Annotated in this window: 8 protein-coding genes; 1 reads left to right on the forward strand and 7 read right to left on the reverse strand. The window is 73.1% G+C overall.

Annotated features, from left to right (window positions below; genetic code table 11):
- Positions 1 to 6: 6 nt before the first annotated feature.
- The 3 genes from ACFY1P_RS14045 to proB all read right to left on the reverse strand — a co-directional run bounded on the left by ACFY1P_RS14045 (position 7) and on the right by proB (position 3,229).
- Complete coding sequence (locus tag ACFY1P_RS14045) at positions 7 to 1,326, reverse strand: glutamate-5-semialdehyde dehydrogenase (RefSeq protein ID WP_361530913.1); 1,320 nt, start codon at positions 1,324 to 1,326, stop codon at positions 7 to 9.
- 92 nt (positions 1,327 to 1,418) lie between these two features.
- A complete protein-coding gene (locus tag ACFY1P_RS14050; protein WP_390750733.1) occupies positions 1,419 to 1,913 on the reverse strand; it encodes a hypothetical protein in 495 nt (164 codons plus the stop codon).
- 215 nt (positions 1,914 to 2,128) lie between these two features.
- On the reverse strand, positions 2,129 to 3,229 hold the full coding sequence (gene proB, locus ACFY1P_RS14055) for a glutamate 5-kinase (RefSeq protein WP_361530925.1): 1,101 nt from the start codon (positions 3,227 to 3,229) through the stop codon (positions 2,129 to 2,131).
- Positions 3,230 to 3,540: 311 nt separating this feature from the next.
- Here proB and ACFY1P_RS14060 point away from each other — a divergent pair, with 311 nt between their 5' ends.
- On the forward strand, positions 3,541 to 5,574 hold the full coding sequence (locus tag ACFY1P_RS14060; protein ID WP_361530919.1) for a hypothetical protein: 2,034 nt from the start codon (positions 3,541 to 3,543) through the stop codon (positions 5,572 to 5,574).
- 360 nt (positions 5,575 to 5,934) lie between these two features.
- On the opposite strand, the gene obgE is transcribed toward ACFY1P_RS14060, so the two are convergent.
- The 4 genes from obgE to ACFY1P_RS14080 all read right to left on the reverse strand — a co-directional run bounded on the left by obgE (position 5,935) and on the right by ACFY1P_RS14080 (position 12,312).
- Positions 5,935 to 7,371 (reverse strand): GTPase ObgE, encoded by a 1,437-nt coding sequence (gene obgE / locus ACFY1P_RS14065; RefSeq protein ID WP_390750734.1) that lies wholly within the window; start codon positions 7,369 to 7,371, stop codon positions 5,935 to 5,937.
- Between the two features lie 124 nt (positions 7,372 to 7,495).
- On the reverse strand, positions 7,496 to 7,753 hold the full coding sequence (gene rpmA / locus ACFY1P_RS14070) for a 50S ribosomal protein L27 (protein WP_361535646.1): 258 nt from the start codon (positions 7,751 to 7,753) through the stop codon (positions 7,496 to 7,498).
- Between the two features lie 14 nt (positions 7,754 to 7,767).
- Positions 7,768 to 8,088 (reverse strand): 50S ribosomal protein L21, encoded by a 321-nt coding sequence (rplU, locus tag ACFY1P_RS14075; RefSeq protein WP_087928145.1) that lies wholly within the window; start codon positions 8,086 to 8,088, stop codon positions 7,768 to 7,770.
- Between the two features lie 309 nt (positions 8,089 to 8,397).
- A complete protein-coding gene (locus ACFY1P_RS14080) occupies positions 8,398 to 12,312 on the reverse strand; it encodes a ribonuclease E/G (protein ID WP_390750735.1) in 3,915 nt (1,304 codons plus the stop codon).

Here is a 12,312-nt window from a genome sequence, read left to right on the forward strand (position 1 = left end):
GGGAATTCAGCTTCCCGGCCGCCCGCCGCCGCGGACGTGGCCGTCACCGGTGACGATGTACTTCGTCGAGGTGAGCTCGGGGAGCCCCATCGGACCGCGCGCGTGCAACTTCTGCGTGGAGATGCCGATCTCGGCTCCGAAGCCGAACTGACTGCCGTCGGTGAACCGCGTCGACGCGTTGACCGCGACCGTCGTGGAGTCCACCAGCTGGGTGAAGCGGCGGGCGGCCGCCTGCGACGTGGTGACGATCGCCTCGGTGTGCCCGGAGGTCCACAGCCGGATGTGCCGTACGGCCGCGTCCAGGTCGTCCATCACCGCGGCGGCGATGTCGTACGACAGATACTCCGTCTCCCAGTCCTCGACGGTCGCGGGCACGACGGTCGCCGGGCTGCCCTCCGCCAGCGCGAGCACGCGCTCGCAGCCGTGGACGGTCACGCCCGCCTCGGCCAGCGCGGCGAGCGCGCGCGGCAGGAACTCCTCCGCGATGTCCTGGTGCACGAGCAGCGTCTCGGCCGCGTTGCACACACTGGGGCGCTGCGCCTTGGAGTTGACGAGGATGTCGACGGCCATGTCGATGTCGGCGTCGGCGTCCACGTACACATGGCAGTTGCCGGTGCCCGTCTCGATGACCGGGACGGTGGACTCCTCCACGACCGTGCGGATCAGGGAGGCGCCGCCGCGCGGGATCAGCACGTCGACCATGCCGCGGGCGCGCATCAACTCCCGCACGGACTCCCGGCTCTCGCCCGGGACCAGCTGCACGGCATCCGCCGGCAGCCCGGCGCCGCCCACGGCGTCCCGCAGGACGCGCACGAGGGCGGTGTTGGAGGCGTACGCGGAGGAAGAGCCGCGCAGCAGCACGGCGTTGCCGGACTTCAGGCAGAGGGCGGCGGCGTCCACGGTGACGTTGGGCCGGGCCTCGTAGATGATCCCGACGACGCCCAGCGGGACGCGCACCTGGCGCAGGTCGATGCCGTTGGGAAGGGTGGAGCCGCGCACGACCTCGCCGACGGGGTCGGGCAGTGCCACGACGTCCCGCACGTCCTTGGCGATGGCGCGCACCCGCTCGGGGGTGAGCGTCAGCCGGTCGATCACGGTCTCGCTGGTGCCGGCGGCGCGGGCCTTCTCGACGTCCTCGGCGTTGGCCTCGACGATCTCCTTGGTGCGCACCTCCAGCGCGTCGGCGATCGCCAGCAGCGCCTCGTCCTTCACCGAGCGCGGCAGTGGCGCCAGCTCGGCGGCCGCGGCGCGGGCACGGTAGGCCGCGCGCAGCACCGGGGACTGCGGCATGGGGTCGGCGAGGGGGGAGGGGAAAACGCTGCTCATGGCTCGCAGCCTAGCCGCGTCGCGCGCCCGGTCCACCATGCATTCCGGACTGCGGACAGGCGGACGGGCCCGCAGCGGCCGGAACGCGGCGCTCAGAAGGGGTGCACACCGACCGGGGTGGCCGGCAGCGGGCCGTAGCCCTCCGCGATGCGCTGGTGGTACGTCCCCCGGTCGATGACCTCCAGGCCGACGATCTCCCACGGCGGGAGCCGGGCGGACGAGCGGTGCTCGCCCCACAGCCGCAGCGCGACGGCCGCCGCGTCGTGCAGGTCGCGCGCCTCTTCCCAGTAGCGGATCTCGGCGTGGTCATTGGCGTAGCGGCTGGTCAGCAGGAACGGGTGGTCGTGCGCGAGCTGTTCGAGGCCCCGGCGGACCTCCGCGAGCGGCGCCTCGGCACCCGAGACGCTCAGGGTGATGTGCCACAGCCGCGACACCTCGCCCTCACGCTCCGTGCCCAGGGCACCGGCCTCCCGCTGTTCGCCCTCCGTGCTCCCGCGTGGCCCCTCCACGGCGTCGCCCGTGCCGACGCTGGTCAGGGTGCGCTCCGCCGTCCCTCGGGGCATCGCCCCTGGGCGCCCTCGTCTCACCGGCGGCCTCCTGTTGATCGCTGCTCCGCGCGCATACGGCGGAGCCGTGTCGTGCTGCTCTCGCTGCGCCCTGTGGTCGATTCCGGGGGCCGCCTGCCCGTGACGGTCCCCGCAACAAAGTTGACCAGCCTCCGGGCGGCCGCGTGGCGGTTTTCCGGAAGGTCCCCATGGAAAGGCTGGGACGACCGCGGCTTCTCGTCCCTCCTTGACGCCCGTCAGGGGCGCAGCACGACCAGGTCGTCCCGGTGCACGACCTCCCGCTCGTAGCCGGGACCCAGCTCCTTGGCCAGGTCACGGGTGGAACGGCCGAGGAGCTGCGGGATCTCCGCCGCGTCGAAGGCGACGAGCCCGCGGGCCACGGCCCGGCCCCCGGAGTCCCGCAGCTCGACCGGGTCGCCCGCGCTGAATTCACCCTCGACGGCCGCGATGCCGGCCGGCAGCAGGGACGCGCTGCCCTCGATCACGGCCCGCACGGCGCCGTCGTCGAGGGTGAGGGCCCCGCGCGGCGCGGAGGCGTGCGCGAGCCACAGCAGGCGGTCGGCGGAGCGGCGGCCGGTGCGGTGGAAGAAGGTGCCGGTCGGCCGCCCGGCCAGCGCGTCGGCGGCCTGGCTGGCGGAGGTGAGCACCACGGGCACCCCGGCCGCGGCCGCGATCCGGGCCGCCTCGACCTTGGTGACCATGCCGCCGGTGCCGACGCCCGCCTTGCCCGCGCTGCCGATGGAGACGCCTTCGAGGTCGGCGGGGCCGCCGACCTCCGCGATCCGGGAGGTGCCCGGGATGCTGGGGTCGCCGTCGTACAGCCCGTCGACGTCCGACAGCAGGATCAGCAGGTCGGCCCGTACGAGATGGGCTACGAGCGCGGCCAGCCGGTCGTTGTCGCCGAAGCGGATCTCGTCCGTGGCCACCGTGTCGTTCTCGTTGACGACCGGCACCGCGCCCATCGCCAGCAGCTGGTCGAGCGTGCGGTAGGCGTTGCGGTAGTGCGCGCGGCGGCTGGTGTCGTCGGTGGTGAGCAGCACCTGGCCGACGCGGCGGCCGTAGCGCGCGAAGGAGGCCGTGTAGCGGGCCACGAGCAGGCCCTGGCCGACGCTGGCGGCCGCCTGCTGGCGGGCCAGGTCGCGCGGGCGCCGGTCGAGCCCCAGGGGCGCCAGCCCAGCGGCGATGGCGCCGGACGAGACCAGCACTATCTCCTTCTCCGCGCCGGCCTTGGCCAGCGTGTCGACCAGTGCGTCAACCCGGTCGGCGTCGAGCCCCCCGCCCGCGGTGGTGAGTGACGAGGATCCCACCTTGACCACGATCCTGCGGGCGCCGGTCACCTCCGCCCGTGCCGCCGCCGCTGCCCCCGTACTCGCCCCTGCCCCTGTCACGTCCGCACACCTCTAGTGATCGCCGGTCCTGTGGTGACTGCTCCGGCCCGCAAATCTACCGTCTGAGGATTGTGGTCGTTCGGCCCTGTTTTGCGATGATTGCCATCGGCGAAGATTGCCCCTGGACCAGCGACCGTCATACGGTCGGTGGTCGACCGTTGTCCTCCTCCCCTGGCCGGCCCTGTCCGAGCCGCCCGGAGGAGCCCCGCGGCCCCCGCATTCCCCCGTCCCTCCCCGCCCGCCTGCCAGGAGCCCGCCCAGTGCCTTCTGCCGGAACCGCCTCGCGCCGAGCCGTACAGCTCGTGGCGCTGCTCGCGATGCTGGTGTTCTTCGCCGCCCAGCTCGTCGGGGCGCTGCTGCCCCTCGTGCCGCTCCTGATCGCCGCTTCGGCGGCGGGCCTCGCGCTCGACCTCTACCTCCAGCACCGCGACCCCGGTCTGGTCGCCGTCCTCGGCAAGGTCCGCTTCGACGTCATGGTGCGGCAGCTGCTGCGCGACATGATGGTGCTGATCGGGCTGCTGCGGCTGCACGGCGACGGCTCGCTGCGCGACTACGCCCCGGTCTTCGTCGGACTGGTGCTCTTCTACGCCGCGCACCTCGCCTGCCAGGCCACCGCGCTGTTGGTCCGCCGCAGCCGCACGCTGCCGTTCCTGACCCGGAACATCGACACGACCGGCCTGCACCTCTCCGCCGCCCCGCCGCGCCTGCTGGCCCGCCAGCACGGCCGCCGGCTGCTGCGCTTCGCCGTCCCCGCCACCGCGGGCCTGCTGGTGACCGCGGCCACCGAGAAGGCCCTGTGGGCCGAGACCGGCGTCGGCATCGCCCTCCTGCTCGCCCTCGGCGGCACCACGTGGCTGGCCACCTGGCTGCGCCCGAAGAAGCGCATCGCGAACGACCAGCAGGCGCTGGAGTGGCTGGACCGCTGGCTCGCCGACTACAAGCCCACCGTCGGCATGTACTTCTCCGGCGGTACGAGCTCCGCCTACCAGGCCAACATGTGGCTCTCCACGCTCGCCGAGCTGGACGGCAACCCCCTCATCGTGCTCCGTGAGCGCTTCATGGTGCAGAAGATCGACGCCACCGACGTGCCGATCGTGTGCATCCCCAAGGTCGTCCACCTGATGGCCCTGGAGAAGTCCACGCTGAAGATGATGCTGCACCCCGCGAACTCCGGTAAGACCTCGCAGGTGCTGCGCATGCCGTCGATCAAGCACGCCTTCACCAACCACGGCGAGAGCGACAAGCTCTCCAGCTGCAACCCGTACTCCAAGGCGTACGACGAGATCTGGGTCGCCGGGCCCGCCGCCCGCGAGCGCTATCAGCTCGCCGACATCGGTGTCGACGACCGCGACGTGGTCGAGGTCGGCCGCCCGCAGCTGGCGCCGATCCAGCCGTACGCCGGGGCGCCCACCACGCCGTACACCACCGTGCTCTACGCCCCCACCTGGGAGGGCTGGGACGGCCAGCCGGGCAACACCTCGGTCATGCTCGCCGGCGAGAACATCGTCCGCGCGCTGCTCGCCGACCCCGCGGTCCGGCTGCTCTACAAGCCGCACCCGATGACCGGCTCCGTCGACCCGCGTGCCGGGCGCGCCAACGAGCGCATCCAGGCCATGATCCGCGAGGCCAACGCCAAGCGCGGCGGGGAGCGGCCCGGCCCCGAGGCGGCCGCCGAGCTGGCGCGCCGCACGGCCGAGCTGGACCGGCTCACCACCAGCACCTTCCGGGGCAGCGCCGACGAGATCGAGCGCATGATGCTCCAGGGCACGCCGGAGAAGGGGCGCGCCGCGACCGTGGAGGCCGCCACGGCCGCCTGGGAGGCCGCGTACTGGGCCTCGCTGCCGGTCTGGGAGCACCAGGTCATCACCGGCCCGCGCCCGGCGCTCTACACCTGCTTCAACCAGTCCGACCTGCTGATCAGCGATGTCTCCAGCGTGGTCTCGGACTACCTGATCAGCGAGAAGCCGTACGCCGTGGCGAACACCAGCGGGATGGCGGAGGAGGAGTTCCGGGCCGCCTTCCCGACGGTGAGCGCGGCGACGATCCTCACGCCGGAGGCGACCGAGGTGCCGGGGCTGCTCGCCGCGGTCCGCGACCCCCGCCTGGACGGCTTCGCCGCGGCCCGCGCGGAGCTCAAGGTCCAGCTGCTGGGCCCGTCCGACCCGCCCTCGCTGGTCCGCTTCAACGCCGCGGCGCTCTCCCTCGCGGCGGAGGCCGACGCCCGGCGCGAGCGCATGGAAGCGCGCGCGTCGGAGATCCCGCCGCAGCGGGCGGACGAGACGGCGTCTGTCTGACGCCAGGACGCGCCAAAGCGTTGGGCGGGCTGGAACTTCCAGCCCGCCCAATTGCTTTTGGTGTGCCCGACTCCCCGCGCTTCGGCCGCCTGCGGCGGGAGCGCCCTGCGGGCGCGTCCTCAATCGCCGGACGGGCTTGATTTGGCTGATGTGGGTGCCAATTCAGCCCGTCCGGCGATTGAGGACATCTTTGACGCGCACGCGAAAACGCCGGGCAGGCACATGCAGCCTGCCCGGCGTTTGAGGGCATCAGTGAGCCGCACCCAAGCACCGGGCCGAGACCGAAACCAGCCCGCCCGGCGATTGAGGGCAATCAGTAAGCCGCGCCCGAAAGGCGGGCAGCGGCCAACTCCCCGCCGATCAGAACGGATTGAAGCCGTCGAACTCCTTCTGTGCCTCGTCCCGCTCCGCCTCGCGCTCGCGGCGGCGCGTGGCGGCCGGGCGCGGGGCCTCCAGGCGGTGGTCCTCGCCACGGCGGCCGAGCATCTCCGCGCCCGCCATCATCGTGGGCTCCCAGTCGAAGACGACCGCGTTGTCCTCGGCACCGATGGCCACGCCGTCGCCCGCCCGCGCACCGGCCTTGAGCAACTCGTCCTCGACGCCGAGGCGGTTGAGGCGGTCCGCGAGATAGCCGACGGCCTCGTCGTTGTTGAAGTCGGTCTGGCGCACCCAGCGCTCCGGCTTCTCGCCGCGCACGCGGTAGATGCCGTCGTCCTCCAGCGTGACCGTGAAGCCCGCGTCGTCCACGGCCTTCGGGCGGATGACGATGCGGGTCGCCTCCTCCTTCGGCTTCGCGGCACGCGCCGCCGAGATGATGCCGGCCAGCGCGAAGGAGAGCTCCTTCAGGCCCGTACGGGCCACAGCCGAGACCTCGAAGACCTGGTAGCCGCGGGCCTCCAGGTCGGGGCGGATCATGTCGGCCAGGTCCTGGCCGTCCGGGATGTCGATCTTGTTGAGGACGACGATGCGCGGCCGGTCGTCGAGACCGCCGTACTGCGCCAGCTCCGCCTCGATGACGTCCAGGTCGGAGACCGGGTCGCGGTCGGACTCCAGGGTCGCCGTGTCCAGCACGTGCACGAGGACCGAGCAGCGCTCGACGTGCCGCAGGAACTCCAGGCCCAGGCCCTTGCCCTGGCTGGCGCCGGGGATCAGGCCGGGGACGTCGGCGATGGTGTAGACGGTCGAACCGGCCGTGACCACGCCGAGGTTCGGGACCAGCGTCGTGAAGGGGTAGTCCGCGATCTTCGGCTTGGCGGCGGAGAGCACCGAGATCAGCGAGGACTTGCCCGCGCTCGGGTAGCCGACCAGCGCCACGTCGGCGACGGTCTTGAGCTCCATGACGATGTCGCGGGCCTCGCCGGGCTCGCCGAGCAGCGCGAAGCCGGGGGCCTTGCGGCGGGCGGAGGCGAGCGCCGCGTTGCCGAGGCCGCCGCGGCCGCCCTGGCCGGCGATGAAGGTGGTGCCCTCGCCGACCAGGTCGGCCAGGACGTTGCCGTCCTTGTCCAGCACGACGGTGCCGTCCGGCACGGGCAGGACGAGGTCCTGGCCGTCCTTGCCGGAGCGGTTGTCACCGGCACCCGGCTGGCCGTTGGTGGCCTTGCGGTGGGGGCTGTGGTGGTAGTCGAGGAGCGTGGTGACCGACTGGTCCACGACCAGGATCACATCGCCGCCACGGCCGCCGTTGCCGCCGTCCGGGCCGCCGAGCGGCTTGAACTTCTCACGGTGCACGGAGGCGCAGCCATGGCCTCCGTTACCCGCGGCGACATGCAGCTCGACGCGGTCCACGAAGGTGGTCATTGCGGTTGCCTCCAGATACGTGCGGGGGATGTCTCTGTACTAACACGCCGAGGGCGGACCGGCTTCCCCGTCAGGAAAAGCGGCCCGCCCTCGGAAAGGTGCTTGTGTCGTGCCGAAAGGCTGATTACTCAGCGATCGGGACGATGTTCACGACCTTGCGACCACGGTGGGTGCCGAACTGCACCGCACCGGCGGCCAGCGCGAACAGGGTGTCGTCGCCACCGCGACCGACGCCCGCGCCCGGGTGGAAGTGGGTGCCGCGCTGGCGGACCAGGATCTCACCGGCGTTGACGGCCTGGCCGCCGAAGCGCTTGACGCCGAGCCGCTGAGCGTTGGAGTCGCGACCGTTCCGAGTGGACGATGCGCCCTTCTTGTGTGCCATGTGTTCTCAGTCCCTTACTTCGCAGCCGTGGGGATGCCGGTGACCTTGATCGCCGTGTACTGCTGGCGGTGACCAATGCGCTTGCGGTAGCCGGTCTTGTTCTTGTACTTCAGGATGTCGATCTTGGCACCCTTGTGGTGGTCCACAATCTCGGCCTGGACCTTGATCCCGGCCAGCACCCACGGGTCGCTGGTGACGGACTCGCCGTCGACCACGAGCAGCGTGGAGAGCTCGACGGAGTCGCCCACCTTGCCGTCGGAAATCTTGTCAACCTCGACGATGTCGCCGACAGCAACCTTGTGCTGGCGACCACCGCTACGCACGATTGCGTACACGCGGATCTCACTCTCTCGCTGGTAATCGGGACCTCTGATGCCAGCCGCTCACGCGGGCGTTCAAGCCCACGCGTATCCGAAGGGACGAGCGGCCTCTCCCGGAATTCACCGGGAGGGATTTGCTCAGGGGTTGGCGTACAGACGCCGAAGGACAAGGTTACGGGGCCCTGCCCAAGGGGTCAAACCGGGCCCCTGCCCCGGAGGGCCGCTCCGTGGAGCGGCCGTTCGGGCGGGACGCCGGGCCGGGTCCCCGGGTGCCTGGTGGGCCGGAATTCCGGCCCACCAGGCACCCGGGAAAGACCAGCCGGCTTATTCCTCGGCGGAAGCCGCGGCCGGGGCCGTGGCGGCCTTCTTGGCCGTCTTCTTCGCCGGGGCCTTCTTCGCCGCCGTCTTGGTGGCCGTCTTCTTGGCCGTGGTCTTCTTGGCGGTCGTCGTCTTCTTGGCCGCCGCCTTCTTGGTGGCGGTGGCCTTCTTCGCCGGTGCCTTCTTCGCGGCCGTCTTACGGGCCGTCTTCTTGGCCGGGGCCGGGGCCTCCTCGGTCTCGGCCTCGGTCTCGGCCTCGGTCTCGGTCCCGGCCTCGGGCTCCGAGGCCGGCTCGGTGACGGCCTCCAGCTCCACCAGCGCCGACTCGGGCTCCGGCTCGGCCGCCAGGGCGGCGGGCGCGGTCACGACGACCACGGCCGCTTCCTCGGCCGCCGTGGGCGAACCCGCCGGAGCGGACGCCCTGCGGGTCACCCTGCGGCGCGTACGGGCGGGAGCGGCGGCCGGGGCCGCCTCCACCGGGGCCTCGGCCACGGGCTCCGCGACGGGCTCGGCCACGGCCTCCACGACCGGCGCGGGCTCGGGCTCGGCGACCGGCGCGGGGGCCGGTGCCGGCTCCACGACGATCTCCGGCTCGGCGGCCTTCGGCGAACCCGCCGGGGCCGTCGCCTTGCGGGTCGCCCGGCGGCGCGTACGGCCACCGCGCGAACCGGCGGCGGCGCGTGCCTCGGCCGGGCTGCCGAACCACTCCTCGTCTCCGCCGACCGACGGCTGGAGTTCCGCCTCGGTCACCGTGACGGGCTCCAGCTCGGGCGCCTCGGCCTCCGCCTCGGCCTCGGCAGGCTCGACGGCCTCCGCGGTCACGTGCTCGTGCTCGTGCGGCTGGGCCTTGCCCTTCTTCTTGGCGCGCTTGCCGCCACCGCCACCACCGACGGACGTGGGCTGGTCCATGTGGACGATCACGCCACGGCCGTTGCAGTGCACGCAGGACTCGGAGAACGACTCCAGCAGGCCCTGGCCGACCCGCTTGCGGGTCATCTGCACCAGACCCAGCGAGGTCACCTCGGCGACCTGGTGCTTGGTGCGGTCGCGGCCCAGGCACTCCAGCAGGCGCCGCAGCACGAGGTCGCGGTTGGCCTCCAGCACCATGTCGATGAAGTCGATCACCACGATGCCACCGAGGTCGCGCAGCCGCAGCTGACGCACGATCTCCTCGGCCGCCTCGAGGTTGTTCTTGGTGACCGTCTCCTCGAGGTTGCCGCCCTGACCGGTGAACTTGCCGGTGTTGACGTCGACCACGACCATCGCCTCGGTCCGGTCGATCACGAGCGAACCGCCGCTCGGCAGCCAGACCTTGCGGTCCAGCGCCTTCATCAGCTGCTCGTCGATCCGGTACGTGGCGAAGACGTCGACGTCCGACGTCCACTTCTGCAGCCGGTCGGTGAGGTCCGGGGCGACGTGCGAGACGTAGCCGTGGATGGTCTCCCAGGCGCCCTCGCCGCTGACGATGACCTTGGAGAAGTCCTCGTTGAAGATGTCGCGCACGACGCGGACGGTCATGTCCGGCTCGCCGTACAGCAGGGTCGGGGCGTTGCCGCTCTTCGCCTTCTTCTGGATCTCCTCCCACTGCGCCTGGAGGCGCTGCACGTCACGCGCCAGCTCGTCCTCGCTCGCGCCCTCGGCGGCCGTACGGACGATGACGCCCGCGTCCTCGGGGACGATCTTCTTGAGGATCTGCTTCAGGCGCGCGCGCTCGGTGTCGGGCAGCTTGCGGCTGATGCCGGTCATCGAGCCCTCGGGCACGTACACGAGGTAGCGGCCCGGCAGCGAGACCTGGCTGGTCAGCCGGGCGCCCTTGTGACCGATCGGGTCCTTGGTGACCTGCACGAGCACGGACTGGCCGGACTTCAGCGCGGTCTCGATCCGGCGCGGGCCGTTGCCCATGCCGAGCGCCTCGAAGTTGACCTCACCGGCGTAGAGCACGGCGTTGCGGCCCTTGCCGATGTCGACGAAGGCGGCCTCCATGGACGGCAGGACGTTCTGGACCTTGCCCAGGTAGACGTTGCCGACGTAGCTGGTGGCCTGCTCCTTGTTGACGTAGTGCTCGACGAGGACGTTGTCCTCCAGCACGCCGATCTGGGTGCGCTCACCGCTCTGGCGCACGACCATCACGCGCTCGACGGCCTCACGGCGGGCCAGGAACTCGGCCTCGGTGATGATCGGCACGCGGCGGCGGCCCTGCTCGCGGCCCTCACGGCGGCGCTGCTTCTTCGCCTCCATGCGGGTCGAGCCCTTGATGGACTGCACCTCGTCGAAGCCGGTGCCGGGCTCGCGCTCCTCGCGCTTGCGGGGCTCACGGACCTTGACGACCGTGCGCTCCGGGTCGCCCTCGGCCACCTCGGCCTCGGCGGCGTCGCCACTGCGACGACGGCGACGGCGACGACGGCGGCTGCCCGCGGAACCGGCGCCCGGCTCCTCGCCGTACGCCTCCTCCTGCTCCTCCTCGGCGGCCTCGGCCTCCGCCTCGGCTTCAGCGGACTCCTCCTCGGCGGTCCCTGCCTCGGGCTCCCCGGCCTCACCACGGCGGCGGCGACGGCCACCACGGCGGCGACGGCGCGACGGGCGGTCCGACTCCTCCTCGTCGTGGGCGGCCTCGGCCTCGTCGGCCTCCTCGGCCTCGGGCTCCTCGACGGCGGGCACGGTCTCCTCCGCCACGGCCTGCTCGGCCTCGGAGGGCTCGCCACGACGACGGCGACGACGACGGCCGCCCGCGGCCGGCTGCGCGGCCTCGGCGGCACGCTCGGCCTGCTCCTCCTCGGGCTCCTCCGCCGGCACGGTGGCGGCGGCAGCGGCCGCGGCGGTCTCCGGCGTCTGGAACATCGGCTCGGTGAAGACCGGTGCCTGGAAGACGGCGGTCGGCGGGCGCACGGCGCGGCGACGGCCACGGGCGGGCGCCTCGGCGGGCTCCGCCGGGGTCTCGGTGGCGGCTTCCCGCGCACGGCTCTCGGCCTTGGCGGCCTCCAGCGCGGCGGCAGCGGCCTCGGCGTCACCGGTGGCGACCTGACGGCGGCCGCGCGTACGGGCCGGGGCGGCCTCGGCGGCCTCCTCGGTCCCGGCGGCACGGCGGCGCGTACGACGGCCACGGGTCTCGGCGACGGGCGCCTCCTCCTCGGCCGCAGCGGCAGGAGCGGCCTCGGCAGGCGCCTCGGCGGCCTGCGGGGAACCGGCCGGAGCGGTGGCCTTACGGGTGGCGCGGCGGCGCGTGCGGGGGGCGGGGGCCGGGATCTCCTCGACGGCCTCCAGCTCCTCCTCTTCGACCTCGGCCTCGGCCTCGGCGGCGGGCGCGGGCGTCTCGGCCACGGTCTCCGCGGCCTGCGGGGAACCGGCCGGAGCCGTCGCCTTGCGGGTGGCACGGCGGCGCGTGCGGGCGGGCGGCGCGGTCTCGGCGGCGGGCGCCTCGGGCTCGGCCATCTCGGCGATCTCGGCGGGCTCGGCCGTCACGGGCGCCTCGGCGACCGTCTCGGCCGCCTTCGGGGCACCGGCGGGCGCGGTGGCCTTGCGGGTGGCGCGACGGCGCGTACGGGCCGGCTTGGCGTCCTCGGCGGGCTCGCTGTCGGCGGCGACCGCGGCGTCGGCGGTGGCGGCCGGGACCTCGGGGGCCTCCTCCGCGACCGGCTCGGCCGCGCGGGGGGCACCCGCCGGGGCCGTCGCCTTGCGCGTGGCACGGCGGCGCGGGCGGGCGGGGGTGGCCGGCGCCTCGGTGGCGGCCGGGGCCTCGGCGGCGGGCGCCGGAGCGTCCGGCTGTGCGTCGGCGGCGGGGACCGTCACAGACTGCTGTGCGGTCGTCTCCCCGGCCGACGGCGGGCCGGCGGGGCGGGACGCCGCACGGCGGCGGCGTCGCGGCGGCAGCGTATCTCCAGGACCGCTGTCGGAGTGGTTGGCGGGCTCAATGGGTTCGAGCAT

The sequence above is a fragment of the Streptomyces sp. NPDC001407 genome, from assembly GCF_042895325.1.
Classification (GTDB): domain Bacteria; phylum Actinomycetota; class Actinomycetes; order Streptomycetales; family Streptomycetaceae; genus Streptomyces.